Origin of the sequence: Xanthomonas arboricola pv. guizotiae (genome assembly GCF_002940205.1) — a bacterium.
GTDB lineage: Bacteria > Pseudomonadota > Gammaproteobacteria > Xanthomonadales > Xanthomonadaceae > Xanthomonas > Xanthomonas arboricola_C.
Genome location: NZ_MDSK01000011.1, coordinates 113406 through 138288, shown reverse-complemented (window position 1 = coordinate 138288; position 24883 = coordinate 113406). Strand labels below are relative to the sequence as shown.

Annotated in this window: 21 protein-coding genes and 1 pseudogene; 16 read left to right on the top strand and 6 right to left on the bottom strand. The window is 63.6% G+C overall.

Going from position 1 to position 24883, the window contains the following annotated elements:
* The first annotated feature begins 304 nt into the window (after positions 1-304).
* On the top strand, positions 305-1840 hold the full coding sequence (gene xopAU, locus XarbCFBP7408_RS09110; RefSeq protein ID WP_181107123.1) for a XopAU family type III secretion system effector serine/threonine kinase: 1536 nt from the start codon (positions 305-307) through the stop codon (positions 1838-1840).
* A gap of 113 nt (positions 1841-1953) precedes the next feature.
* Positions 1954-2224: pseudogene (locus XarbCFBP7408_RS09105) on the top strand (hypothetical protein); the annotation flags it as partial.
* A 79-nt stretch (positions 2225-2303) separates the two neighbouring features.
* On the opposite strand, the gene XarbCFBP7408_RS09100 reads toward XarbCFBP7408_RS09105, so the two are convergent.
* Positions 2304-2564 carry an XAC0095 family protein gene (locus XarbCFBP7408_RS09100; RefSeq protein ID WP_104562676.1) on the bottom strand — a complete coding sequence of 87 codons (261 nt, stop codon included), beginning with the start codon at positions 2562-2564 and terminating at the stop codon, positions 2304-2306.
* A 164-nt stretch (positions 2565-2728) separates the two neighbouring features.
* Between XarbCFBP7408_RS09100 and XarbCFBP7408_RS09095 the strand changes: the two genes are divergently transcribed.
* The 8 genes from XarbCFBP7408_RS09095 (at position 2729) to XarbCFBP7408_RS09060 (ending at position 12270) form a co-directional block, all read left to right on the top strand.
* Positions 2729-3316 (top strand): restriction endonuclease subunit S, encoded by a 588-nt coding sequence (locus tag XarbCFBP7408_RS09095; RefSeq protein WP_104562675.1) that lies wholly within the window; start codon positions 2729-2731, stop codon positions 3314-3316.
* Between the two features lie 15 nt (positions 3317-3331).
* Positions 3332-4840: a type I restriction-modification system subunit M gene (locus tag XarbCFBP7408_RS09090; RefSeq protein ID WP_104562674.1), complete on the top strand. Its 1509-nt coding sequence runs from the start codon at positions 3332-3334 to the stop codon at positions 4838-4840.
* Positions 4833-5687, top strand: a complete 855-nt coding sequence (locus tag XarbCFBP7408_RS09085) for a BRO family protein (RefSeq protein ID WP_104562673.1) — start codon at positions 4833-4835, stop codon at positions 5685-5687. Before XarbCFBP7408_RS09090 ends, XarbCFBP7408_RS09085 begins: the two co-directional genes overlap by 8 nt.
* Positions 5688-5848: 161 nt before the next feature.
* Positions 5849-6319, top strand: a complete 471-nt coding sequence (locus XarbCFBP7408_RS09080) for a virulence RhuM family protein (RefSeq protein WP_258072083.1) — start codon at positions 5849-5851, stop codon at positions 6317-6319.
* Positions 6320-6444: 125 nt separating this feature from the next.
* On the top strand, positions 6445-7743 hold the full coding sequence (locus tag XarbCFBP7408_RS09075) for a restriction endonuclease subunit S (RefSeq protein ID WP_104562672.1): 1299 nt from the start codon (positions 6445-6447) through the stop codon (positions 7741-7743).
* Entirely contained in the window at positions 7740-11030 is a 3291-nt protein-coding gene (locus tag XarbCFBP7408_RS09070) for a type I restriction endonuclease subunit R (RefSeq protein WP_104562671.1), read from the top strand. The genes XarbCFBP7408_RS09075 and XarbCFBP7408_RS09070 overlap by 4 nt, the downstream gene beginning before the upstream one ends.
* Before the next feature lie 23 nt (positions 11031-11053).
* The gene (locus XarbCFBP7408_RS09065) at positions 11054-11773 is read left to right on the top strand and encodes a M48 family metallopeptidase (RefSeq protein WP_104562670.1); all 720 of its coding nucleotides are present in this window, start codon (positions 11054-11056) and stop codon (positions 11771-11773) included.
* Between the two features lie 296 nt (positions 11774-12069).
* Positions 12070-12270 carry a hypothetical protein gene (locus tag XarbCFBP7408_RS09060; RefSeq protein WP_064507411.1) on the top strand — a complete coding sequence of 67 codons (201 nt, stop codon included), beginning with the start codon at positions 12070-12072 and terminating at the stop codon, positions 12268-12270.
* A gap of 63 nt (positions 12271-12333) precedes the next feature.
* On the opposite strand, the gene XarbCFBP7408_RS09055 is transcribed toward XarbCFBP7408_RS09060, so the two are convergent.
* A complete protein-coding gene (locus XarbCFBP7408_RS09055; protein ID WP_104562669.1) occupies positions 12334-12654 on the bottom strand; it encodes a RebB family R body protein in 321 nt (106 codons plus the stop codon).
* Between the two features lie 245 nt (positions 12655-12899).
* On the opposite strand from XarbCFBP7408_RS09055, the gene XarbCFBP7408_RS22715 reads away from it, so the two are divergent.
* From XarbCFBP7408_RS22715 to xopL, 3 genes are all read left to right on the top strand, one after another.
* The gene (locus XarbCFBP7408_RS22715) at positions 12900-13061 is read left to right on the top strand and encodes a hypothetical protein (protein ID WP_181106270.1); all 162 of its coding nucleotides are present in this window, start codon (positions 12900-12902) and stop codon (positions 13059-13061) included.
* Positions 13062-13127: 66 nt separating this feature from the next.
* Positions 13128-14276: a sialidase family protein gene (locus XarbCFBP7408_RS09050; RefSeq protein ID WP_104562668.1), complete on the top strand. Its 1149-nt coding sequence runs from the start codon at positions 13128-13130 to the stop codon at positions 14274-14276.
* An 85-nt stretch (positions 14277-14361) separates the two neighbouring features.
* Positions 14362-16137 (top strand): type III secretion system leucine-rich repeat domain-containing effector XopL, encoded by a 1776-nt coding sequence (xopL, locus tag XarbCFBP7408_RS09045; protein ID WP_104562667.1) that lies wholly within the window; start codon positions 14362-14364, stop codon positions 16135-16137.
* Between the two features lie 103 nt (positions 16138-16240).
* Here the strand turns inward: xopL and XarbCFBP7408_RS09040 are convergent, their stop codons facing one another.
* Both XarbCFBP7408_RS09040 and XarbCFBP7408_RS09035 read right to left on the bottom strand, forming a co-directional pair.
* A complete protein-coding gene (locus tag XarbCFBP7408_RS09040; RefSeq protein WP_181106268.1) occupies positions 16241-16972 on the bottom strand; it encodes a copper homeostasis protein CutC in 732 nt (243 codons plus the stop codon).
* A complete protein-coding gene (locus XarbCFBP7408_RS09035) occupies positions 16969-18033 on the bottom strand; it encodes a N(4)-(beta-N-acetylglucosaminyl)-L-asparaginase (RefSeq protein WP_104562666.1) in 1065 nt (354 codons plus the stop codon). The genes XarbCFBP7408_RS09040 and XarbCFBP7408_RS09035 overlap by 4 nt, the downstream gene beginning before the upstream one ends.
* Before the next feature lie 742 nt (positions 18034-18775).
* On the opposite strand from XarbCFBP7408_RS09035, the gene XarbCFBP7408_RS09030 reads away from it, so the two are divergent.
* Genes XarbCFBP7408_RS09030 through XarbCFBP7408_RS23110 form a run of 3 tightly spaced genes read left to right on the top strand, consistent with a single transcriptional unit; the run spans position 18776 to position 23081 of the window.
* Positions 18776-20536, top strand: coding sequence for a vWA domain-containing protein (locus XarbCFBP7408_RS09030; protein WP_104562665.1), 1761 nt, complete (start codon positions 18776-18778; stop codon positions 20534-20536).
* A 29-nt stretch (positions 20537-20565) separates the two neighbouring features.
* Positions 20566-21138: a sigma-70 family RNA polymerase sigma factor gene (locus XarbCFBP7408_RS09025; RefSeq protein ID WP_104562684.1), complete on the top strand. Its 573-nt coding sequence runs from the start codon at positions 20566-20568 to the stop codon at positions 21136-21138.
* The gene (locus XarbCFBP7408_RS23110) at positions 21135-23081 is read left to right on the top strand and encodes a hypothetical protein (protein ID WP_104562664.1); all 1947 of its coding nucleotides are present in this window, start codon (positions 21135-21137) and stop codon (positions 23079-23081) included. The genes XarbCFBP7408_RS09025 and XarbCFBP7408_RS23110 overlap by 4 nt, the downstream gene beginning before the upstream one ends.
* 639 nt (positions 23082-23720) lie before the next feature.
* On the opposite strand, the gene XarbCFBP7408_RS09015 is transcribed toward XarbCFBP7408_RS23110, so the two are convergent.
* Positions 23721-24311 carry a GNAT family N-acetyltransferase gene (locus tag XarbCFBP7408_RS09015; RefSeq protein WP_104562663.1) on the bottom strand — a complete coding sequence of 197 codons (591 nt, stop codon included), beginning with the start codon at positions 24309-24311 and terminating at the stop codon, positions 23721-23723.
* 79 nt (positions 24312-24390) lie between these two features.
* Positions 24391-24870 (bottom strand): chemotaxis protein CheW, encoded by a 480-nt coding sequence (locus XarbCFBP7408_RS09010; RefSeq protein WP_064507419.1) that lies wholly within the window; start codon positions 24868-24870, stop codon positions 24391-24393.
* Between the last annotated feature and the right edge of the window lie 13 nt (positions 24871-24883).

Here is a 24883-nt window from a genome sequence, read left to right as displayed (position 1 = left end):
CACGCGCTTCGAGAAGTTGGACGTCATGTTCCTTGGATTCCTCAACTTCGTCCTGGTCGTTGATGGGCTTCGGATGTGTTAACAGGCCCTAGTAAACGCATTACCACAATTGCACATCACTTCGCATTGCCTCACACGACCTCGTATCAAGGTGCCGCGTGCACTGCATGCCTGGGTATTAAGTTGCGCAAGAGTCCTCGCGATGGTCCGGTCGAGATTGCAGCTATGTCGTCATGCCTGCCCTGACAACGGCTTACGATTCACCAGCCACTCATTCCAACGATTACGGCACGTGTCTCTCACAATGAAGATCTCGGACATTCCCCCGGCTGTACCACATGGCATGCAAGCGGATGGCGATCAATCCGAGACATCAACGCATCCAGCATCCGAACACCATGAGCCAGCCGCCCCCGGCCAGGATCACCCGCTCACGCTGCTGAAAAGAAGGGTAAGCGGAAGCAAGGAGTCCTCTATCCCAAAGTCGAGTCTGAACGTAGATCACAGACCTGCTAGAGTCATAGTGCCACGCCCGGTTTCACGCTCGCTGTCCATGGACAGCAGCACACCGACAACGCCAGGCTCCAATTCCAGCCGCACACCGACGAAGCACGCCAATTTGCCGCTACTGGGATCGCTACTCGACCCGCCTACACCCGGCTCTGCCGCCCTGTCACCGTCTCCTTCGAGTGCCTCCGGCATCCTGCGAAACGAAAGAATACAGGCACGTGACAGGCGTTATCGTCAACAGGATGTCTCACTCAGTCCGCGCACAATAAGGGACCTCATCACCAATTCTCGGCGTTCAGAACTGATCGAGCGATTGTCATCGTTGAAGCCTGGTGCGCCGGAAATCGAGAACGGTTTTCTCCCTGTACGGCTTGAGTCAACGCACGCCGGCAATGACCAAAGCCTCAAGAACATGCAGCCGATCGGCAAAGGCGCTTCCGGGAGAGCCTACGCTGTCCGTCTGGCCGAGGATTTCTGGCGATCCGGGGAAAATTTTGGGCGGGACTTTGTCTTCAAGGCAATGTTGAACCCAGATCTCCAAGATCCGATCCCGACCACTCTGTATGACAAGGGCTTCCAGGAAAATGCGTCCGATCCAAAAACTTCCGTCTCGTTGCACAAAGCCAAGATATACAGGGAATATCACATGACCGTGTCACTGGATGAGGGGACTCGCGTCATGCGCGCCTACGGTCTGGCGCAGATCGACAACGTATTAGGCGTATTGCTGGAAAAAATCCACGGCACCACTGTCGGCAAGCTGGTCGAGCTCGCGCGCCCGGCATTGCAGCAGCGGACGATCACTGTGCCGGAGTACCTTGACATGACAAAGCAGCTGATGGCCGATGTCTTGATTGCCTTGTCCCGCTGTGAAGAAATAGGAATCGTGCACCAGGACGTTTCACACAACAACGTCATGTACGACCGGTCCAATAAAATGTTCCGGCTGATCGATATGGGGCTGGGTGGAGAAGAGGGTGAGTCCGCCAGCATAGGCACACCCGGCTATATCGAGATGAATTTGCAAGCAAGTCATCGACGGGACGTTTACAGCGCTGCCCAACTCCTAGTGCATTTCATCAAACGCCCGGATTACCACATGGGCTATGTGGGCATTTCCCTGGCAAAGTCAAAGGAAGACTTTCCATTCATGGATGAGCTGCAACAGCTGCCCTCTGAACGCAAGCAAGAGATCGTCGCTTTTTTTAACCGCATGATTGGCCAAGATCGTGCCACGGCAGAGGATTTGCTGGCGGACCCATTCATCAAGGATGCCGCGCTGCGGCTCCAGGAAGGTGTCCATGCAACCTTTGAAAAATTGACTCGATAACTTGCTCCTGAAAATCCGTTGAAACCCAATCGTCGGCAGCGAACGACGCACTGAGCGCAAGAACGCCACTTTATCGCGCCGACCCAGTCACGCAGTGCCCGGGTTGCCGCATGTCTCGGCGCCAATCGCAGTGGGCCAAGCCCTGGGAGCACACCAAGGCCAACCTGCGGGCGAAAGTGGAACATCCGTTTCAGGTGATCGATCGCCGGGTTGGTGACGTCAAGGTCCGCTATCGATATCTTCTCTGAAAGCTAAGACCTGAGCAGAGTGTCAGTGGGTCATTACAATCGTGATCTGGTGAAGAGCACCACGCAGGTACTGACACTGTTTGCGCTCCCCAATCTATGGATGGCGCGCCGGCAATTGCTGCCGGCCAAGGGCTAGCTGCGAATGCATCACGCACTGTACAAGGTGCATACGGATCGACACGCATCAGCGCTGACAAATTCACCCGCCGCCTCTCTCAAACAGGTGCGTGCAACGTCGCCGGCCAGCGCGTCTCCTCCAGAATCAGACGCACCTGTTCTGCCAGCAACTCCATACACAGCGCCAGTTCGTCCATCCGAATCGCCGGTTGCGGAGCCTGCTCTTCTTCACGCGTGCGCGGCTGCGCAATCCGCGCGAGAAAACGCATGTGCTCGCCAAGCTTCCGCAGGCGGTCCTGCGCGTTCTCGGGCAGGTAATAACCCAGTACGGAGCCATCAACGTCAAAAGATTGCTTCATACCGTTCTCACGTTGCACCGCATGGCCTCTCACATCAGCAGACACCGCTGCTTGAGCATGAGGTTAGCAGGCAATGGACCGTCGCACATCCATTTTTACTGCATCAAATTCAATGAAGCATAATTTTATTGACAAACGACTGAAGGCACTTCATCGTTCGCTTCATGGTCAATCATGCACTCACGTCCACGCTTGCCAGGCATGCGGACGTCCGCATGGGCCACCCGTTTCGCGGGTCGATTCCTGAGGTTGCCGGGGGCAGCGTGCGCGTTGTCCAGATCAGGGACGTCGCACGTGCCGGGCTCCGCACCTACGACACGCTTGTCGCAACGGAGGTGGAAGGCCGCAAACAACCCGACTGGCTGCTGGATCAGGACATCGTGTTCATCGCCAGAGGGGCCAGCACCTTTGCAGCGCTGGCACAGGCACCGCCGCCACGCACGCTGTGTTCCCCGCACATCTATGTCATCCGGGTGAAGGCACCGCAGCGGCTGTTACCCGCCTTCCTCGCATGGCAACTCAATCAGCCGCCGGCACAACGCTATCTGCGTCAGTCGGCGGAGGGCAGCAGCCAGCTGAGCATCCGCCGCACAGTGTTGGACATGGTCCCAATCCGCCTACCCCCACTGCAACTGCAACACGCGGCCATTGCGCTGGAGCAGGCCGCACAGGCCGAACGCGCTGCCATGTACGCCCTGATCGACAACCGCACCACCGAGCTGGCGATCCTCGCCGAGCGCCTCCTCGCCTAAGACCTTGGACACTCCATGAGCAAGACCGATATCGCCCAGGACACCATCAATGCCGCCGTCTGGGGCGCCTGCGACACCTTCCGCGGCACCGTGGACCCCAGCGTCTACAAGGACTATGTGCTGACCATGCTGTTCCTGAAATACGTCTCCGACGTCTGGCAGGACCACTACGACGACTACAAGACCAAACACGGCGACAAGCCCGGCCTGATCGAAGAACTCCTCAAGAGTGAGCGCTTCGTGCTGCCGCATAGCGCCAACTTCTATACCCTGTACGACCAGCGCCACCGTCCAGGCAATGGCGAGCGCATCGACACCGCCCTGCACGCCATCGAAGACGCCAACCTGGGCAAGCTGCGCGAGGTATTCCAGGACATCAGCTTCAATGCCAACAAACTGGGCGAGGAACAGCAGAAGAACGATCTGCTGCGCCACCTGCTGGAAGACTTCGCCAAGCCTGCGCTCAACCTGCGCCCCTCGCGCATCGGCCAGCTGGACATCATCGGCAACGCCTACGAGTACCTGATCAAGAATTTCGCCTCCAGCAGCGGCAAGAAGGCCGGCGAGTTCTACACCCCGCCGGAAGTCTCCGCGCTGATGGCGCGCCTGATGGACCCGCAGCAGGGCGATGACATCTGCGACCCCACCTGCGGCTCCGGCTCGCTGCTGCTCAAGTGCGGCCGCCTGATCCGCGAGCGCACCGGCAGCGGCAAGTACGCGCTCTACGGCCAGGAGGCCATCGGCAGCACCTGGGCGCTGGCCAAGATGAACATGTTCCTGCATGGCGAGGACAACCACCGCATCGAGTGGGGCGACACCATCCGCAACCCCAAGCTGCTGGCTGGCAACCACCTCAGGGACTTCGACATCGTCGTGGCCAACCCGCCGTTCTCGCTGGAAAAATGGGGCCACGACAGCGCCGGCAACGATCCGCACGACCGCTTCCGTCGCGGCCTGCCGCCACGCACCAAGGGCGACTACGCCTTCATCCTGCACATGATCGCCACCATGCGGCCGCGCACCGGCCGCATGGCGGTGGTGGTGCCGCACGGCGTGCTGTTCCGTGGCGCCGCCGAGGGCCGCATCCGCCAGAAGCTGATCGACGAAAACCTGCTGGACGTGGTGATCGGCCTGCCGGAAAAGCTGTTCTACGGCACCGGCATCCCCGCCGCGGTACTGGTGTTCCGCACCAAGAAGAAAGACAAGAACGTACTGTTCATCGACGCCAGCCGCCAGTACCAGGACGGCAAGAACCAGAACCTGCTGCGCGAAAGCGACCTGCAGCGCATCCTGGACACCGTGCAGGCGCGCCAGAATGTGGACAAGTACGCCTACCTGGCCAGCCCGGCCGAGATCGCCGGCAACGACTACAACCTCAATATCCCCCGCTACGTGGATACCTTCGAGGAAGAAGCCGAAATCGACCTGATGGCCGTGCGCCGCGAGCGCGAGCAGCTCAAGAGCGAACTGGCCAAGCTGGAGGTGCAAATGGCGGCGTATCTCAAGGAGCTGGGCTATGAGTGACAAGAAAACCGATATCGCCAGCGATGCAATCGAAGGCTTGGCAGCTCACGAAGGCGCAGCGGTGCGACGCACCTGGCATGCCGATCAATGGTGGTTCGCCGTCATTGATGTGGTCAGCGCACTGACCGACTCGGAGAACCCGGAAAGCTATCTGCGCAACCTGCGCCGTCGCGATGAAGAACTCTCCCGCAATTGGGACACCCTGGTAACCCCCCTGAGAGTGGCAACGGCGGGCGGGCCGCAGCTATTGAACTGCACCACGCTGGAAGGCGCGCTGCGCATCATTCAATCGATCCCCTCGCCCAAGGCCGAACCCTTCAAGCGCTGGCTGGCGCGCATCGGTAACGAACGCATCCAGGGTGAGGAGGCCGTTGACTTCGACGCGCTGAGCGAAAATCAGCGTCGCCTCTTCCTGCGCGACCAGATCAGCCAGCACAACAAGGATCTGGCCGCAGCGGCCAAGCAGGCCGGCGTAGAGACGCCACTGGAGTATGCCGTCTTCCAGGATCACGGCTACAAGGGTCTGTATGGCGGCCTGGGCGCAAAGGACATTCACGCGCGCAAGGCCCTGAAGAAAAGCCAGAAGATCCTCGACCACATGGGCAGTACCGAACTGGCAGCCAACCTGTTCCGTGCCACGCAGGCGGAAGAAAAGCTGCGCCGCGACAACGTGCAGGGCAAGACCGCCGCCAACCGGACCCATTTTGAGGTGGGCCAGACGGTGCGCAAGACCATTCAGGAACTGGGCGGAACCTTGCCGGAGAACCTGCCGGCAGCCGACACCAGCATCAAGCAGTTGCAGAAGGACACCAGGCCGGCACTGGGCCAGGACAAGGACGAACAATGAACAGGCACTTGCGCGCCCGGCAAATCAAGCACTTGCCACAAGGGGGGGGTCAATTTGACCCCCCCCTTGCCAGGGCGATCCGGACAAGTGCCCTACCTAGCTTGCAGCGATGGGCATCCTCATCACAGTTTCGGACCCGGGTGTCAGTCGTCGAGCAATCATTGACAACCGACGCCGACAACACGAACACCGTTGCGCAACCGGCGGTCGAACCCGCCGAGCCCGGCAAGCCCGACATGGCACTGACCGGCGGCAAGGCCGGCCGCGTGCGCAAGAGCGATGTCATCGTGGTCAAGCACTATCTTCACGCCGAGGAGATCACCCAGTCGAACCGCATCGCCGCGATGTTCCTGGATGACGCCGAGGACCGCGCCAGCCAGCGCCAGGACCTGCGCATGGACGACTGGCGCCAGTACGTGGACCGCTTTGTCGCGTTCAACGAACGGCCGCTGCTGAAGGATGCCGGCACCGTCAGCCACGAGCGCATGCAGCAGATCGCGCATGAGCGCTATGCCGTGTTCGATGCCAAGCGGCGCAAGGCGGAGGCGTTGGCGGCGGATGTGGAGGACATCAGGGCACTAGAGTCGGTAGAGAAACTGGCACGCAAGGGAGGCAGTCGTGCTTCCGAATGAGAAGAGTCACGTGATGCAAAAAATATCTATTACCTGCTCAACCGCCAAAGTTGTATGTGGCTTCTTGCCGGAGTCCCACATCGCATTCACCGTCGCTACTAAGAAAAGCTACAAGGAAAGCCCTGATGCTACCTAAAGGTTGGAGTCGCCGACCGCTCCATGAAGTCGCGGACGTGCGTACCGGCGTGGCGAAGGGAAAAGCTGGGCTGATCGATCCGGTGGAACTTCCCTATCTGCGTGTGGCAAACGTGCAGGACAGCTTCATCAACCTCAGCGAGGTAAAGACGATCGAAGTGGAACGGCATCAAATCGATCGTTATTCACTCAAGGCGGGTGACATCTTGATGACCGAGGGCGGCGATTTCGACAAATTGGGCAGAGGCGCTGTTTGGAACGGCACGCTCGATCCCTGCCTGCATCAAAACCACGTCTTCGCAGTCCGTGCCAAGCGAGAGCTGGTCAATCCTTTGTTCTTATCCGCGCTATCCGCTAGCGAATACGGACGTACCTATTTCCTGAGTTGCGCCAAGCGCAGCACCAATCTTGCAAGCATCAACTCTTCGCAGCTGAAGGCTTTTCCCGTCCTGCTGCCTCCCATTTCGGAACAAGACCGCATCGCCCAAATCCTCTCCACCTGGGATCAAGCCATCGCCACCACAGAGCATTTGCTGGCAAACGACCGAATGCAATGGAACGCACTAATCGGCCTTACCCTGCACCTGCCTTCCGCCAACCCAGATGCTTCAGCGCCAGCAGAAAACAGCGGCCTTCCTGCCTCGGTGCAACCTGGGATACCCACATTGCCGCCCGCACCTGCAGGCTGGCGTCGCATTCAATTGCGCGACCATCTCAAGGAAGTGCGTCGACAGGTGGCCTTGGTGCACGATAAGACCTACACGCTTGTGACGGTCAAACGGTCCCGCGGCGGCGTGGAACTGCGCGATGTCCTGCAAGGCAAAGAAGTCAAAACGCCCACGCAGTTTTATGTCCATGCGAATGACTTCCTGATTTCAAAGCGTCAAATCGTCCATGGTGCTTGCGGCATCGTGCCGCCAGCGCTGGATGGCGCAGTGGTGTCCAACGAATACGCCGCTCTCAACACAGATGGCGAGATCGATCTGCGTTTTTTGCGCTATCTGTCGGAATCGCGATACTTCCAGCAGACGTGCTTCCACTCGAGCATCGGCGTGCATGTTGAAAAGATGATCTTCAAGACCGACCACTGGCTCAACTGGCCATTCAACATTCCGCCGCTGGCACAGCAAAAGCACATCGTCGAAATCCTGGATGCAGCAAGTCGCGAGATTGCCCTGATTTCAGAGCAGTTGAAGGCACTCAAACGCGAAAAGTCCGCGTTGATGGCTCAGTTGCTGACCGGCAAGCGCCGCGTGCGCCTGCCCACCGGCGAGGCGAGCGCCGCATGAACCACAGCGCCCCCGACACCCGCGAACAGGCCAGCGCGCAGCTGCCCGCCCTGCACCTGCTGTGCAACCTGGGCTGGCAGTACCTGAGCGCTGCCGACTGCCTGGCGCTGCGCGGCGGCACCCGCGAGGTGCTGCTGCTGCCGCGGCTGCTGGAGGTACTGCAGACCCGGCGCTATGTGTACAAGGGCCAGGCTTACCCGCTCTCGCCCGGCGCCATCGACCAGATCGTGCGCGAACTGTCGGCGCTGCCGCTGGGCGAAGGGCTGCTGGCCGCCAACGAAGCGCTGTACAAGCGGCTGGCGCTGGGCATCACCGTCACCGAGTTCATGCCCGACGGCAAGAAGCACCAGCCCACCATCGCCGTGATCGACTGGACTGACCCAGCCGCCAACCGCTGGGACATCACCGAAGAATGCGAGGTGCTGTCCGCGCAGGGCACACACACGCGCACGCCGGACATCGTGGGCTACGTCAACGGCCTGCCGCTGGTGGTGATCGAAACCAAGCGCCCCACTGGCGGGCAGGCCGGCAAATCGATGGTGGACGAGGCCATCAACCAGCAACTGCGCAACCAGCGTGCCGAAGAGGTTCCGCAGCTGTTTGCCTATGCGCAGCTGCTGCTGGCACTCAGCCTGACCGAGGCGCGCTACGGCACTACCCAGACCCCGGCCAAATTCTGGGCGCGCTGGCGCGATGAGCAATTCGACGAGGCATCTGTGCATCGCCTCAAGAACGCTGTCTTGCCCGCGGCCACGCGCGATGCACTGCTGGCCGGCAAGCCGGCACCGCTGCGCGCCTACTGCCAGGCGTTATGGGCGCACCCCATGCTGCCCACCGAACAGGACCGGCTGCTGGCCGGATTGCTCACGCCTGCCCGGCTGCTGGAGTTCCTGCGGAACTTCGTGCTGTTCGACCGCAAGGCCGGCAAGCTGGTGGCGCGCTACCAGCAGTTCTTCGGCATCCGTGCATTGCTGGCGCAACTGCGCAAGCTGCGGCCAGACGGTGGCCGCGAGGGCGGCGTACTCTGGCACACCACCGGCTCGGGCAAGAGCTTCACCATGGTGTTCCTGACCAAGGCGCTGCTGCTGGACCCGGCCCTGCAGGAATGCCGGGTGCTGGTGGTCACCGACCGCACCGACCTGGAAACCCAGCTGGCGCGCAACTTCCTCAGTGGCGGCGCGTTCGGCTCGGCGGTGGCCACCCGCAAGGACGGCGAGCGCAGCAAGGCCACCACCGGCCGCGACCTGGCCCGGCGCATCGGCCAGGGCAACGAGCGCATCACCTTCTCGCTGGTGCAGAAGTTCACCACCGCCGCCAAGCTGCCCGAGTGCCGCAACCCCTCGCCCAACCTGATCGTGCTGGTGGACGAGGGCCACCGCAGCCACGGCGGCGAAACCCACGAGCGCATGCGCAAGGCGCTGCCCAACGCCGCCTACCTGGCCTTCACCGGCACCCCGCTGCTCAAGGACGAAAAGACGGCCAACAAGTTCGGCCCGATCCTGCACGCCTACTCGATGCAGCGCGCGGTGGAAGACCAGACCGTGGCGCCACTGCTCTACGAAGAGCGCGTGCCGGAACTGGATATCAACGAAGCGGCGGTGAACCGCTGGTTCGACAAGATCACCGCCGGGCTGTCCGAAGCGCAGAGCAGCGACCTGAAAAAGAAGTTCGCCAGCAAGCGTGCCGTGTATGGCGCGGAAAACCGCATCGAATTGATCGCCTGGGACATCGCCGCCCACTACAACGAGCACGTCAAACCGTTGGGATTGAAGGGCCAGGTGGCCACCGACAGCAAGCGCGATGCGATCCGTTACAAGCGCGCGCTGGACCAGACCGGCCTTGCCAGCAGCGCAGTGGTGATTTCCCCACCCGACACGCGCGAGGGCAACAGCACGGTGGACGAAGACAATGCGCCCGACATCCATAAGTGGTGGAAGCAGACCATGACCGATGCCCGCATCAGCCCGGACGACTACGAGCGCGAAACAGTGCATGCCTTCGGTGGCGAGGGCGACCCGGATCTGCTGATCGTGGTGGACAAGCTGCTCACTGGCTTCGATGAACCGCGCAACGGTGTGCTGTACATCGACAAGCCGCTAAAGGGCCATAACCTGATTCAGGCGGTGGCGCGGGTGAACCGCCTGCACGATGCCAAGCGCCACGGCCTGCTGGTGGATTACCGCGGCATCCTGCCGGAGCTGGATACCGCCGTGCGCGCCTATCGCGATCTTGAGACACGCACCCAGGCCGGCTTCGATGTGGCCGATCTGGAGGGGCTGTATCACGCGGTCAGCAGCGAGTACAAACGCCTGCCCTCCCTGCATGCGCGGCTATGGGCGTTTTTCGACGGCGTCACCAACCGCCGCGATCTTGAGCAGTTCCGACAACGCTTGATCCCCCACTTTGTACGCGGCGCCGATGGCGAGGACTACGACGAACGCCAGGCCGTGCGCGAGGACTTCTACGCGGCACTGACCGCGTTCGGGCTGTGCCTGCAAACCGCCTTGTCATCGCGCAGCTTCTTCGAAGACACCGCATTTCCCGACACACTGATCGATCGCTACAAACAGGATCTGCGCTTTTTCTCTGGCCTGCGGCTAACGGCCCGCCAGGATGCGATGGAAACGGTGGACTACGGCGTCTACGAAGAACAGATCCGCAAGCTGGTGGACAAACAGGTGATCGGGCGCGAGGTCCGTGAACCGGAAGGCGCCTATGTGGTGCACGAATTGGGACAGACGCAAGACCCGTACACCTGGTCGGAGGAAAAAACCCGCAACGAAGCCGATCTGATCCAGACCCGGCTGCGCAAGACCATCGAACAGGACCTCGCCGGCGATCCATACGCGCAAAAGGTCTTCGGCGAGCTCCTGCGGCAGGCCATCGCAGAGGCAGAGGCTATGTTCGACCATCCGTTGAAACAGTATGCGGTGCTGCGCGCATTCGAGCAGCGCCTGCAACGCGAACGGCCCCCTGGAATTCCTGCGGCGTTGGCCGACAAGCCGCAGGCCAGTGCGTATTTCGGCGCCATCCGTCTCACCCTGGGCGAACAAGCCATGGATGCCAATAGCGCTGAACGGATGACGGCGCTGGTGACGCTGGCCATCACCATCGACGAGGTGGTGCGCAACGCGGTAGCAGAACATTCGTTAAACCCGCACAGCATCGAGTCCCAGATTCGTCAGACACTGCTTCCGGCGATGTTCGATCTGCTTGGCCTGGATCACGCCAAGGCCATCGTGGACCAAGTGATCCACATCGTGCGCATCGGGCGCAACCGCGCGTGAAAGATGCCGCCCCACAAGCCCACATGGTGGTGACCTATGGCGAGCGCCTGATTCGCTGCCAGATCCACCGATCCCCCACCCGCCCCATCGCGCGCGTGGCGATCCATGTGGAGCCGGATGGTCGCGTCCGGCTGGATGCGCCGCTGCAGGCAACCGACGCACAGATACGAAAGGCCCTCACCCGACGTGCGCGCTGGATTCACCTGCACCTGACCGCGATCGAAAGCCGCCTGCGGCACATCACGCCCTACGCCTACGTCAGTGGCGAAACCGTGCTGCATCTGGGCAGGCGCTATCGGCTGAAGGTGATCCCTGACACGGAGCAGAACGGCGTGCGCCTGCGTGGCGGCTATATCGAAATACGCGTCAACAGTCGGGCACCCGAAGCGGTACGCGCCGCGCTGGACCGTTGGCAGCGGGAGCGTGCCAGACAGGTGTTGCCTCAGCGCGTCGCCGACCTGGCCGCGCATCTACGCTGGCTCAAGCAGCCACCGCCACTCGCATTGCGAACGATGCAGCGGCAATGGGGCAGTTGCTCGCCTCTGGGCAGGATCAGCCTGAATCTGGCACTGATCCGTGTCCCCACGGTTTGTATCGATTACGTCATCCTCCACGAACTGTGTCACCTGAAGCTTCACAATCACGGCAAGGGCTTCTATCGACTGCTCGACGCCCATATGCCCGACTGGCGGAATGTAAAGCGTCGCCTGGATGGCCTGGCGGAGCTTGCACTCCGTCAGTGAAGGCGGTTCCACCGCAAGCCGAGGGTTCACCGGAGTGTGGCGATGCACCAGTTGGGAGTGCCCCCAGCGCCTGCCGATAGAAAGCTGGGGCCTGTCGCCGACCAAGGCAGATTTCCGTCGCTACCCTTCAGCCGCGACGCGTGCCGCCGTTATCAGAACGTCCGGTGCCGCCGCACCGCCCGCTACCGTGGATGTATCGGGCGGACCAGATTCCAGGCAAGATCACCGGCTGACCCCGTTACGGATGCGCTTGCTTGCGACGTAGACGGCTTGATTGCAGGTTCCAGGAGCGTTGCATGTCGTCGTCCACCGTTACGCAAGACCCCATTCCCGCCGATGCGGAACACACCCAGCACGCGTTCGCCGAGCAGGTCCACGGCAAGCCCATGGACAGCACCGAGGCGGCGCACCGGATGGCCTTCCTGTGCCAGACCGAATCGGCAAAGAAGCCGCAGACGCTGTTGCCGCCGCAGGTCCGCGACGACAACGCGGCCTGAGCACACCGAACACGCGAACCACTGGCGAGCGCGATCTGCGATCGCCAGTAGCCGGCCGCTTGCTCACTTGAACGCCTGGAGCACTGTAAGCAGGCTGGTCAGGTTGTCGGCCACGCCGGTCTGCGCACTCTTTTCGCCGGCACCGGCCGCCACCGTGGTATCCACGTTGTAGACCTGCATCACGCCCTGATTGGTCGTAGCCTGCGCCAGGGTGTTCTGCTGTTGCTGTGCCGCGACGGCGTTCTGGAACAGGACACCGCTCGACTGTGCCATTGTCTGGTAGATCGAGCCCATCGCCATCGCCGGCGCTTCGCCTACAACCTTGACGTCGGACTGGGTGACGGCATCGGTCACCTGTTGATTGACTGCAGTTGGAAAGGCCATGCTCGACTCCTGAGTGGACGGAATGCACGATGTGATGCGCGTTGACCACCAACGACCTGCACGCGGCGTCGCGATACACAGGCCAGGCTGCAGCGCACTGCAGTGCCTTTCCGATAGCGGCGCACACGCGTACCGCTGAATCCGCGCCATGCAGCTTCGCAATGCACGTCGCACTCCCGATGTGCCGTCGAGCCACCCATGGCGATCAAGCCACAGGGCGAGGCCAGCACTACCGGTTGCGCGACATGAACGTGTCCCAGGCCTTGGCATCGGCACACGTGGCGATCCCAGGACGGCGCAGACATGCCAACGCCCATGACGTTCCTGCCTACCGCCTTGCTGATGCGCTCGACCGGCTGCCCTCGCTGCACATGGTCGGCAACCACGGCCGCCTGCGCCTGGGATGACCAAGGCACAGGTATTCAATAGATGATAAATAGGTCTCTATTGAATCCACACCGCACGGGACCCCGATGTTTTCCACGCGCTTGCTGACCTGCCTTGTTGCCAGTCTTGCTGCCTGCAGCGCGCAGGCGCGCTCTGCCGTGTTTCCGGCGTCGCCGATCGTGCGTAGCGAATTCATCGCCGACCCTGCCCCCACGCCACAGGCGCACGCCTCCACCCTGCTGGAAACCCGCGATGGGCAGCTGCTGGCGGCGTGGTTTGGCGGTGCGCGCGAAGGCGCGCCCGACGTCGGCATCTGGCTCGCACGGCGTGGCCCGCAGCAGTGGCAGACTCCGCAACGCATTGCCGACGGCGCGCACGCCGGCGAGCAAGGGACCGATGTGCCGGCCTGGAATCCGGTGCTGTTTCAATCGTCCACCGGGCCGGTACAGCTGTACTACAAACTCGGCCCCAACCCGCGGCAGTGGTGGGGGCTGCGGCTCACCTCCATGGACAACGGCGCGACGTGGTCGACGCCGCAGCGCTTGCCGGACGGCATCCTTGGCCCAATCAAGAACAAGCCGCTGCAGTTGCCGGGCGGCCGCATCCTGGCACCCAGCAGCAGCGAAGATCGCGGCTGGCGCGCGCATCTGGAATGGAGCGACGATGACGGCGCGCACTGGCAGCGCGGCATGCCGCTCAACGATCCGAGCGTGATCGGCGCGATCCAACCCAGCCTGCTGCTGTATCCGGATGGTCGTCTGCAGGCGCTGGGCCGCAGCCAGCAGGACACACTCTTCAGCACCTTCTCCGACGATGGCGGCCTGCACTGGCAGCCGATGCAACTGCTGGATGTGCAGAACCCCAATTCCGGCACCGACGCGGCGATGCTGCGCGACGGCCGCGCCTTGCTGGTCTACAACCCCGCCATCGCCGGCAAGGACTGGTGGGAGGGACGCGGCACGCTGGCGGTGGCACTGTCGGACGATGGTTTGCACTGGCAGCGGGTGCTCACGCTGGAAGACAGCGCCAAGGACGAATTTTCGTATCCGGCCGCGATCCAGACCCGTGACGGGTTGGTGCACATCAGCTACACCTGGAAGCGCCGACGGATCAAGCATGTAGTGCTCGATCCCACGCGAATCGACGCGTGCGGCCCCTGCCAGGCGCCCGCCCCCGCAACGCAGTCTGAGCGCTGCACAACGGCATGCGACCACGCGGCCGATCCTTCGTCATGATGACGGTGGCTTCGCCTCCACGGATTCGCCAGTAGCGTTGCATGCCGATCATCGTCGGTGAGCTACAGCCAAGACGAGCAACGCGATGCGACGCGTCGATCAACCACGCCCGCCGGGCACGCCTATCGGACTGCCGGAGCAGGATGGATCCAATGCGAATGCACCCGCGCGCAATGTCCCACCCGCACACCCCGCGCCCGAGCGCCCTACCGGCATACTCGGCGGCCTGATCAGACATGTGTCTGGCCACCGGTCCGGCCGCCCGCGTGTGCCATCGACCGTTGACGCTTCGCCATTACAGCGCTCCACAGCACTTCGCCCGTACCGCGACGTTCTGGCGCAATGGCAACGACACTACAGCGCAGACCGCAGTCGCTGGCACAGCGCATGGCGGCAGGCCAACAGCAACGATCCGCAAGTCGAAACAAGCACGGCCCGGGCGCTCAAGGCAACAGCCGACATACTGGAGGACGCAACCCTACCGGAGCGGGTAGCGCTGGAGCTGAACTCAGTTCCCCTTCCGCAATTTCCCGATCAGGCATACCGTCTTTCTCATCTGCAGCACATGACGATCAACGCGGCGGGGCTGATGGAGCTTCCGGCCACCATGCAGCAATTTTCGAGCCTGGAAACACTGAGGCTTGCGCACAATCCGCTTGATTCGCTACCTGCATCCATCGCAAGCCTCAGCCGATTGCGTGAGCTCTCCATCCTTTCCTGCCCGGAATTGAAGGAACTTCCCAAACGCCTGGCGAACACCAATGCATCCGGCGAGCACGAGGGGTTTGTCAACCTGCAGAAGCTGCAGCTGGTGGGGACCGGGATCACATCGCTTCCGACTTCCATTACCGGCCTGCAAAACCTGAAAACGCTACAGATAAGCGATTCGCCGCTGTCCACTCTTGCACCGGCCATCCATCGAATGCCAAGGCTGGAAGAACTTGATTTGGAAGGCTGCACAGCGCTGAGCAACTATCCACCGATTTTTGACGGCAGTGCGCCATTGAAACGACTGAGCTTAAAAGACTGCAGCAACCTGCGCATCCTGCCGCTGGACATTCACCTTTTGACGCAACTCGAAGAACTCGACCTGCGAGGCTGCGACAATCTCTCCAGACTGCCCTCGTCGATTGCCAGATTACCTGCCAGCTGCACTATCCGGGTGCCGCCGCATCTACAGGCGGAACTCGACCGTCTTCGTCTGACTGCGCGCCCCGCCGAACCAGAGCAGACCGGCCCAGCCGCCCCGGATCTCTCGCCACCTGGTGCCGGCAATCGAGCCAGCGCATCCTCGTCGGCGACAACCACTGAACCGCTTCGCACGGCTGCGCTCGAACGCATCGAAGACACCGCGCAGACCATGCTGAGCACGGTCATTGATGAGGAAAGAAATCCCTTTCTGGAAGGTGCTCCATCCTACCTTCCAGAAAAGCGCCCACCCGACGCTCCCACCACCTTCGGCCAGATTCCGGCCTTGCAGAAAATGCTGAAAGAAAGCAAGGATCCCCATTTCCTGAGGCGGGTGATCGAGATGGCAGGCCCCCCCCCCAGAGTCGAAGACCCGAGCGAGGAAGGCCTCAGGCGCCACTACGCGAACGTCAGCAACTGGAAGGCGCAGAAGAGCGCGCACCTGGGCATCGTCGATCATCTTGGGCAGTTCGTTTATCACGCAGGAAGCCAGCTCGACGCAGCGACCTTGGCCAAGGCGATCCAGATGTGGAAGACCCGGGAGCTGATCGTCAACGCACACACGCAAGACCGCGCGTGCTTTCCGGCTTTCACGCTGCACATTCCCGAGCAGGTCAGCGACGACTCTGAGGACGAACGGCAAACAACCCCGGAACCTTCAGGCCATCAGTAGATGGCGAACGCGACAGGCACAGCAGCCCATCAAGCGTCGCGGTCGGCTTGCTTGCGCAACTCAGGCAACGCCTATGCGGGCCGAAGGCACCGTTGTGCGCGTTTCACGTTTGCTGCAACGCGTCCACCATCCGTTGTACCCGCGCGGCATCGGTGCGCTGGTAATCTCCGCCCAGGTCGCTGATGTAGGCATGCGGCGCCGGCACCTGCGCAGCCACCGTCCCCCGAGCAGACGCATGGAATTCGCAGGCACCGGTCCGTGCGCGCAAGCTGGCGACGTTGTGCTCGGAGACGCCCGCGCCCGGCATGATGCCGATGCGACCGGCCGCCTGCTGCACCAGCGCGGCGATGACGTCCACGCCCTCGACGGCGCTGGCACGCGCACCCGATGTCAGCACCCGCACGCAGCCCAGCGCGATCGCATCTTCCAGCGCGCGCGCAGGCTCGGCACTGACGTCGATCGCACGGTGAAAAGTCACACCGAGCGATCCAGCCGCCTCGATCAACACGCGCATCGTGTCCATATCGACCTGGCCATGACGGTCCAGCGCGCCCAGCACCACGCCATCGCAGCCCAGCGCAACGCACTGCTGCACATCGCGGCGCATCGCCTCCACCTCATCGACACTGAACACGAAATCGCCCACGCGCGGGCGGATCAGCACATACAGCGGAATCCGCAAACGCGCGCGCACTACCGCCAACGTGCCGAACGACGGGGTCAGTCCACCGCCATCCAGCCCGCCGCACAGCTCAACGCGCATCGCACCGCCTGCTTGCGCGGCCAACGCCGAGGCCACCGAATCGGCCGCAACTTCAAGACCCAATGCACTCATGCCGCCGGCTCGCTGGTGTAATGGCTCTCGCCGGGCACCAGCAGATCCTGCCGCTGCGCATCGCACACCGCGTAGCTAAAGCCCTTCTGGATCGCGAACGCACCCACCTCGCCACGCTTGTTCATCGCCAGGAATCCCACCTGCAGCGTGCGCGTCAGCTCCGGCTTGCGGCGGATCAACCGCATCACCACCTCGCGGCAGGCATCGGCCGGCGACTTGCCCTGGCGCATCATTTCCACCACTGCAAAGCTACCGACATTGCGGATCACTTCTTCGCCCACGCCGGTGGAGGTGGCGCCGCCCACTTCGTTGTCCACATACAGACCAGCGCCGATGATCGGGCTGTCGCCGACCCGCCCGTGCATCTTCCATGCCATGCCGCTGGTGGTGCACGCGCCGGACAGATTGCCGTGCGCATCCAGCGCAATCATGCCGATGGTGTCGTGGTTGTCCTTGCCACCGGGCAGCTTGGCGTCACGCCAGGCGCGGTTTTCGACATTGGCTTCGGGCGAATACTTCGACGTCTTCAACCACTGCTTCCACGCCGCTTCCGAACTCGGCGTCAGCAACCTGGTTTGCTCAAAGCCCTGCGCAAGTGCGAACTGCCGCGCACCATCGCCGACCAGCATCACATGCGGGGTCTTTTCCATCACCGCGCGCGCCACCGAAATGGCATGCACCACATCTTCCAGCGACGCCACCGCGCCGCAATTGCCCAGGTGGTCCATGATGCAGGCGTCCAGCGTCACCCGCCCATCGCGATCCGGATACCCGCCCAGGCCCACCGTCGGATTGTTCGGGTCCGCTTCGGGCACGCGCACGCCGGCCTCTACCGCATCCAGCGCCATGCCACCGGTACTCAGCAGCTTCCACGCGGCCTGATTGGCGGCCACGCCGAAATCCCAGGTGGAAATCACCCGTGCCTGACCTTTGGGCAACGCCGCAGGGCGTACTGCCGCGGTGCCAGCGGCCGCGGCCTGCGCACGTGCGCCCCATCCGGCCAGGCCGGAAGCGATGGCGCCCAGGGTGGCGCTCTTGAGGAAATGACGACGTTGAATCATCCAGGCGAACTCCGTAACGGAAACAGATGCCGCGCACTGCGCCGCAGCCTCCCATCATGCGGCAGCAACGCCCGCGGATAAACCGCATTACCCCGCGCCGTGATGCGGATTGAGGCATAACGCCCGCAAGCATGATGCGCGTCGCCGCGCCTCCTTTCTCAGGTGTCGCAGCTTCGGCCAGTGGCCGTTGCTGCAGACAGCCTGCACGGACGTCGACGCGATGCAGGCCCGTGGACTCGCGCACGCGAATGTCGGCGATGGCTGAGCCGCGCACTCGCTGCTGCGTCGATGGCATGTGCGAAGAGCTACCCGCCACTACAGAGCCAAGGCGTCGGGTGGGCAAGCGGCGGCACACCAGGTTCACCGTGTGCAATCGCCAGCTGCCAATGAACAAGCGACCTGATCCGTCGATGACACGCCCACGCTCGGCTCCCAGGACATTACTTGCACGGACGAAGGGTTCTGCACCAGTCCGACGCCCCGTCGCGGGCTCTCCCCGCCCGTCAACCCACCAGCGGGGCTGCGCCCGCCGCGCGTCGCCGAACCGGATCCGCAATCGCATCGGACACGGCCAAGCCACTGCCGCTGACGGCCATTGAGCGCCACGGCAGCGCTTCAAAAAAAAACATCCGTTTAACCCCGTTTGCCGCCCTGGCCCGTTTCACCTGCAGAGGCGCAGTGCACGGCGACCTCGGGCTGCCCGGTTGTTCACCCATTCGTTCTCGCCACGCAAAGGATTCCCATGCCACGTCACAGCCTTCTCGCGCTCGCCTTGCTGCTGAGCGCCTGCTCGCACGAACCCACCTCACCCGTCGTTGGCGACCCGCCCGCGCCGCCCGACGCAGTGGCGCCGCCACCTTCCACCGCCGAGATCGAGTACACACCTATTGTCCAGAACATGCCGCCTCCGCCGGTCGCGTACACGCCCGCCCCCCCAGCTCCACCCGTGCACGCGCGGCCCGCACCGATGCCCAGCAGCGCGCTTGCGCGGCAAGCGCCTGCTGCGGCGCTGATGGCACTCCCCGAAAGCCGCAGCATGATCATGCCGGCGCCACCGGCCGCCCCGGTCGAGGACCGCGAAACCTACCAGACCCTCAGCGACAACCCGATCGTGCAGGCCGCGGAAAACCCGGTGTCCACCTTCAGCATCGATGTCGATACCGGCAGCTACAGCAACGTGCGGCGCTATCTCACCAGTGGCAGCCTGCCGCCGGTGGATGCGGTGCGCGTGGAAGAGATGATCAACTACTTCCGCTATGACGACCCCGCGCCCCGCGATGGCCAGCCCTTTGCGGTGCGCACCGAACTGGCTCCCGCGCCCTGGAACGGCAAGCACCTGCTGCTGCGCATCGGCATCAATGGACGCGATGTCCCGACCACTGCGCTGCCGGCGGTCAACCTGGTGTTCCTGGTCGATGTCTCCGGGTCGATGGACGCGCCCGACAAGCTGCCGTTGCTGCAATCCTCGCTCAAGCTGTTGACGCGCCAGCTGCGCGCGAAAGATCGCATCACCCTGGTGACCTATGCCGGCAACACCGCAGTCGTGCTGTCGCCCACGCCCGGCAACCAGCAGGCACGCATCGTCGAAGCCATCGACAGCCTGCAATCCGGTGGTGGCACCGCCGGTGCCAGCGGCATCGAGCTGGCCTACCGCGCCGCACAGCAGAGCTACCTGCGCGGCGGCATCAACCGCATCCTGCTGGCCACCGATGGCGACTTCAATGTCGGCGTCACCGACTTCGATACGCTCAAAGGCATGGTCGCCGAAAAGCGGCGTTCCGGCGTGGCGCTGTCCACGCTGGGCTTTGGCACGGGCAACTACAACGACACGCTGATGGAGCAACTGGCCGATGCCGGCGACGGTGCCTACGCCTACATCGACTCGCCGCTGGAAGCACGCAAGGTACTGACCCACGAACTGGGCGCCACGCTGGAGACCATCGCGCGCGACGTCAAGATCCAGGTCGAGTTCAACCCGGCAACGGTGCAGGAGTACCGGCTGATCGGCTACGAGAATCGTGCCCTGCGCCGCGAAGACTTCAACAACGATCAGGTCGATGCCGGCGACATCGGTGCCGGCCACAGCGTGACCGCGCTGTATGAAATCACCCCGCTCAACAGCACCGCGTCGGTCGATCCGCTGCGCTACGCCGCCGACCTGCTGCGCCCGGCGAGCAATGCAGATAACGAACTTGCCCACCTCAAGCTGCGCTACAAATTGCCCAGCGCGCACCGTAGCAGCCTGATCGATACCGTCATCCGCCGCGACCAGCAGGTGGCATTGGATGCCTCCAGCGAGGCCTTCCGCTTCTCTGCGGCCGTGGCCGGTTTCGGCCAGCGCCTGCGCGGTGGCAGCCAACTGCACGGCTGGGATTTCCCGCAGGTGCGCGCCCTGGCCGCAGGCAGTATCGGCAAGGATCGGTATGGGTATCGCGCCGACTTCCTGCGCATGGTGCAGCAGGCCGAAGCACTCGGCAGCCGGCCGGTCGCAACCACGGACTGATGCACACGGCGGTTGCTTATACTGCGCGCATGCATCCAGCCGATCTTGCGCCGCTGCCCGACGAGGAGCTCATGCTCCTCGTCGCCAATGGGTTTGTCGAACAACCGGCCACCGAGTTGTTCAAGCGCCATAACCGCGCCCTGTTCAACTTCCTGGCCTGGCAGTGCGAAGGCAATCTGAGCGAGGCCGAAGACCTTGCGCAGAAAACCTGGGTCAAGCTGATGACCCGCTGCAGCGACTATCGCCCCGGGCAGGCCGCCTTCACCAGTTTCCTGTTCCAGATCGCGCGCAATGCCTGGCTCGACACGCGGCGCAGCGCCTACGTCGCCACCTCGGTGCCGCTGGAAGACCCTCATCTGCAGCTGCCCGACGATGACCTGTCCACCGAGCAACTGGCCATGCTGGGACAGCAGCAACAGCGCGTGCGCGCAGCCGTCATGGCCCTGCCCGATGCGCAACGCGAAGTGGTGGTATTGCGCTTCTTCGTCGGGCTGGCGGTGGAAGACATCGCACAGGTGGTGGGCGACGGCTTCGAGACGGTCAAGAGCCGGCTGCGCTACGCCTTCGCCAAACTGCGCCTGAGCCTGGACGCGGTGCAATGAACGCGGCCTTCGAACGCTTCCTCGCTGGCGACGACGGCCTGGCTGCACTGTTGCAGGCCCAGCCAGGCTATCTGCCGCCTGCGCGCATGGATGCCTGGTTTGCACAGGCCGCGCAGCAGGCCGAGCGCGCACGCAACACCGCTGCGCAAGACGCGGAACAACGCGAACCACTCGCGTCGATGGACGCGGCAGCTTTCGCGTTGGCTGCGCAATCCGAGCAGACGCAGGCCGCGCCGCCGGCAGAAGGCGCGCGCGATGCGGCCATGCAAGAGACCGCGCAATTCGAGCCGCCCGCATCGATGGATGCCCCGTTTTTCGCATCGGCTGCGCAGGCTGACAGCCCCTCCACCGCAACGCCGGCTGACGGCTCGCGCAACACAACGGCGCAGCAGTTCGAACCACCATCATCGATGGCTGCGGTGTTTGCTGCTGCAGCCGCGCAGGCCGACCTGTCCCAGGCCGCACGGCGCGCCGCCATCCAGGGGCGCCTCGGTGCCGGCGAGGATGCGGCGCAGGCACTGGGCGCACCCGTGCAGGACGCGACGCGTGCATGGCTGCAACAGCTACCGCCGGCCACCGGCAGCGACTTCACCGATGGCGATGCACGGTATCGGCACGACGGCGCTGAAGCGGCTGCGTCGGCCGATGACAGTCAGCCAGCTGCGCAGGCTGCGAATGCTGAGGTGTCCGGTCCTGCAGCGGGCGATTCCACGCAGAGCGTGGCACAGGCCATGGCAACGGCCGAAGTGACGACCAACGCAACAACGCCCGACGCTGCGGCAGCAGCCGATGCGCTGCATGCGGCAACACCGGCGGCGCGGCGCGCGCGCCGGCAACGCTGGATGCCGGCGCTGGCGCTGGCCGCCTCGGTCACCCTGGCCGTGGGTGTCGGGCTGCACTGGCAGGCCACCGCACCGCTGCCCGCGCCACCCATGGAGGCGGCACGCGTCGCCGTCCAGGAGCCTGCAGACCAGCCCAATGAATCGCAGGCTGCGCCGATGCCAGCAAGCCCGGCCAAATCTGACTCTGGATCTGCATTCGAAGGCGACTTGGTCGCAAAACGCTCGCCGGTGCCGACACCATTGGCATCCATGCCACCACCCGTATCGGCAAAGCCCTCAGCCGCATTCGCAGCTCCCCCGAGTCCAGCGCCGTCTGCCTCGCCCGCTCCACCGGCACCGCCCGCGCCGGCTGCAGCCTTGCCGGAACCAATGGTTGCTGCACCGGCACCACCGATGCCTGCAGCCCCGATGGCAGCGATTGCCAACGCAGACGTCGACGCCACGCAGACCCTCTCTGCCGAACGGGAATCCGTCGCGATTGCCAACGGCAGCGCGCAGCAGACCACGCAAGAGCGGCCGAAGGTAGCGCCCGCTCCCTCGGCACACGTGCCCGGCGCCCCCCTGTTAGCAATCGACACCCAGCAGCGATCACTCGCCGAAGCCGGCAAGCCGACACCCTTCATCCCGGCTGACAGCGCCACCCCAGCCACTCAGCCTTCCGGGCTGCTATCGCGCACTCCGCCGAAAACGGCGCCACTAAAAGCCCCCGCGGCGCAGCGACGGCAGGCAGACGACGCTGCAGCAATGTCGGGCGAAGCAGCAGCGGCACCGGCGTCACAACCGATCTCGGCCAGCAGGCTTGCGACATCCGACACCGCACAGCAGCGCGCTGCGTCTGCTGCGGCAGCGCAGTTGCTGCCGCTGTCGAGCGCTCCAGGCGACTGGATCGGTCGCCATCTGCGCGCGGGCCATCGCGCGCCGACCAGGCTGCATCTCGAAGCCGCCACACCGGATGCACCTGACGTCAGGCGTTGGGTGGACCAGCTGCGTACCATCTGCCGCGATCGCGGCTGGTCCACGCAGATCGAGATCGCGCCCAACACGCAGCTACCGGCTGATCGCCTGCGCATCGAGGTGCAGGTCACCGTGAGCACCGATTGAGCCCGGCGCCTGCAGCTGGGTTTCAGCCGCCAGCCAGGCAGGCAGGCACAACCCTCTGCCCGGAATTGGCATGGACCAATCGCGAAATGGCTGTGGATGCTGCCTGGAGTTGAAGGCCAACCGCAGCCGTTGGGCAGCAACTGTTTACCCGTGCCACCGCAAGAGCAAAGCGTGGGGGCACCGCCCGCACCGATGTATTCGACCCGAGCCGTTCGCTGTTGCGCAGAGGTTCGGTCACGACAGCCGAGATTGCAGCGACTTGCTGCGGGCATGCGGGCGGCAGGCGGCAGGCGGCAGGCGGCAGGCGGCAGTAGCCTAAGCCCAGCGCATCCGCGTACAAGCGTTCCACCTTCAGGCTCACAGCGCATCGGTGCGCGTGCGCCTCCGGCGTTGGTGTCGGTGCCAACTCACTCCATCGAGTACAGCAGCTCATCGGCGCGCTTGGCCGTTGAATGGGCGGATCATCGCGCGCAGTCCACCAAAGTCCCGGCCAAGGCAGATTCACGAAGTGCGCCCTCCCCGCGCCATCCCGGCATCGACGCTTGGTGCAACGCGACTCCAGGCATCAATGCTCGCCAGCAGTGTGCAATGACCAATAACAGCACAGACGTCAACAACCGCCGGCCTTCACTGCACCAATCAGCCTTCGGCCACCTCACCGTTCTCGCCAGTCTCGCCGTCCTCGCGCAACAGGCTGCTCAGCACGTGGTCGCGCCACACGCCATTCAACTGCAGGTAACGCCGTGCGCGGCCTTCGATCTGGAAGCCCAGCCGCGCCAGGACCTGTGCGCTGCGCACATTCTCCGGCACGTACTGCGCCATCACCCGGTGCAGACCCAACGGACCGAACACGAACGCGATGCCCTGCGTGGCAGCCCAATGCATCAGGCCACGCCCTTGTGCCGCGGCATCCAGACCATAGCCAAGATGGCAGGCTTGAAACGCACCGCGCTGGATCTGGGTAAACCCTACCGTACCAATCACCTGCTGCGCCGCGACCAACACCAGCTGCAGTTCGCGCTCGCCAGGAACCGAAGTGCGATAGGCGATGCAGAGCCGCCGCCAGCCGTCTGCGGTGTAGAACGCCTCCGGTCGCAGCGGCATCGCATTGGCCAGATGCGTGCGGTTGCGCGCGTGATAGTCGGCGACAGCCGCAGGGTCGACGCTGGCAAGGTCGCAGAGCAGCACACCGTCGGCATGCCGCCGCGGCAAAAATGCCGGCAAGCTCATTGCCTGCCTCCATCACTGCGTTGTTGTACATAGCCGCCTGCGTGAGACACGGCTAAAGCAGAAACCGGGTCAGCCGCCCTCAGGCGGCGTCGGCCGCTGCAAGCGCCTGCGCCACCTGCCACTCGATGGCATCCAGGTTCGGCAGCAGCGCGCTCTGCTCGCCGAGCAGCACGCGCATGTGCACGCCTTCCGGCAACGCGTCTTCCGACGCGTCGGCCAGCAGTCCGTCGCGCGGCACCGAGATCAGCTGCGGGAACGAGGCCGTCAGCAGGGCGAAGTACGGCAGTGCGGGATTGCCGCCCAGCGCCTTCAGCACGATGACCTTGTTGTTGAGCGCGGTAGGCTCGTCGCCCAGGCCGCTGAGGCGTGCGAACGACAACAGCGGCACCTTCCAGCCGTACCAGTCGATGCGCCCGACCACCCAGCGCGGCATGTCCGGCAGCGCTTCGACCGCCACGCGCGACATCACCTCGGCCACCGTCGCGTTGGGCAGCAGCACGCGCTCGTTGCCCGCCTGAATCAGGACGCCGCGGATTTCGTCGTTATTGGCGTAGCTCATCGCACTGTTCCGA

Coding starts and splice junctions, on each gene's coding strand:
- xopAU (WP_181107123.1), top strand. CDS start 305: ATGAAGATCTCGGACATTCCCCCGGCTGTACCACATGGCATGCAAGCG.
- XarbCFBP7408_RS09100 (WP_104562676.1), bottom strand. CDS start 2,564: ATGAAGCAATCTTTTGACGTTGATGGCTCCGTACTGGGTTATTACCTG.
- XarbCFBP7408_RS09095 (WP_104562675.1), top strand. CDS start 2,729: ATGGTCAATCATGCACTCACGTCCACGCTTGCCAGGCATGCGGACGTC.
- XarbCFBP7408_RS09090 (WP_104562674.1), top strand. CDS start 3,332: ATGAGCAAGACCGATATCGCCCAGGACACCATCAATGCCGCCGTCTGG.
- XarbCFBP7408_RS09085 (WP_104562673.1), top strand. CDS start 4,833: ATGAGTGACAAGAAAACCGATATCGCCAGCGATGCAATCGAAGGCTTG.
- XarbCFBP7408_RS09075 (WP_104562672.1), top strand. CDS start 6,445: ATGCTACCTAAAGGTTGGAGTCGCCGACCGCTCCATGAAGTCGCGGAC.
- XarbCFBP7408_RS09070 (WP_104562671.1), top strand. CDS start 7,740: ATGAACCACAGCGCCCCCGACACCCGCGAACAGGCCAGCGCGCAGCTG.
- XarbCFBP7408_RS09065 (WP_104562670.1), top strand. CDS start 11,054: ATGGTGGTGACCTATGGCGAGCGCCTGATTCGCTGCCAGATCCACCGA.
- XarbCFBP7408_RS09060 (WP_064507411.1), top strand. CDS start 12,070: ATGTCGTCGTCCACCGTTACGCAAGACCCCATTCCCGCCGATGCGGAA.
- XarbCFBP7408_RS09055 (WP_104562669.1), bottom strand. CDS start 12,654: ATGGCCTTTCCAACTGCAGTCAATCAACAGGTGACCGATGCCGTCACC.
- XarbCFBP7408_RS22715 (WP_181106270.1), top strand. CDS start 12,900: ATGAACGTGTCCCAGGCCTTGGCATCGGCACACGTGGCGATCCCAGGA.
- XarbCFBP7408_RS09050 (WP_104562668.1), top strand. CDS start 13,128: ATGTTTTCCACGCGCTTGCTGACCTGCCTTGTTGCCAGTCTTGCTGCC.
- xopL (WP_104562667.1), top strand. CDS start 14,362: ATGCGACGCGTCGATCAACCACGCCCGCCGGGCACGCCTATCGGACTG.
- XarbCFBP7408_RS09040 (WP_181106268.1), bottom strand. CDS start 16,972: ATGAGTGCATTGGGTCTTGAAGTTGCGGCCGATTCGGTGGCCTCGGCG.
- XarbCFBP7408_RS09035 (WP_104562666.1), bottom strand. CDS start 18,033: ATGATTCAACGTCGTCATTTCCTCAAGAGCGCCACCCTGGGCGCCATC.
- XarbCFBP7408_RS09030 (WP_104562665.1), top strand. CDS start 18,776: ATGCCACGTCACAGCCTTCTCGCGCTCGCCTTGCTGCTGAGCGCCTGC.
- XarbCFBP7408_RS09025 (WP_104562684.1), top strand. CDS start 20,566: ATGCATCCAGCCGATCTTGCGCCGCTGCCCGACGAGGAGCTCATGCTC.
- XarbCFBP7408_RS23110 (WP_104562664.1), top strand. CDS start 21,135: ATGAACGCGGCCTTCGAACGCTTCCTCGCTGGCGACGACGGCCTGGCT.
- XarbCFBP7408_RS09015 (WP_104562663.1), bottom strand. CDS start 24,311: ATGAGCTTGCCGGCATTTTTGCCGCGGCGGCATGCCGACGGTGTGCTG.
- XarbCFBP7408_RS09010 (WP_064507419.1), bottom strand. CDS start 24,870: ATGAGCTACGCCAATAACGACGAAATCCGCGGCGTCCTGATTCAGGCG.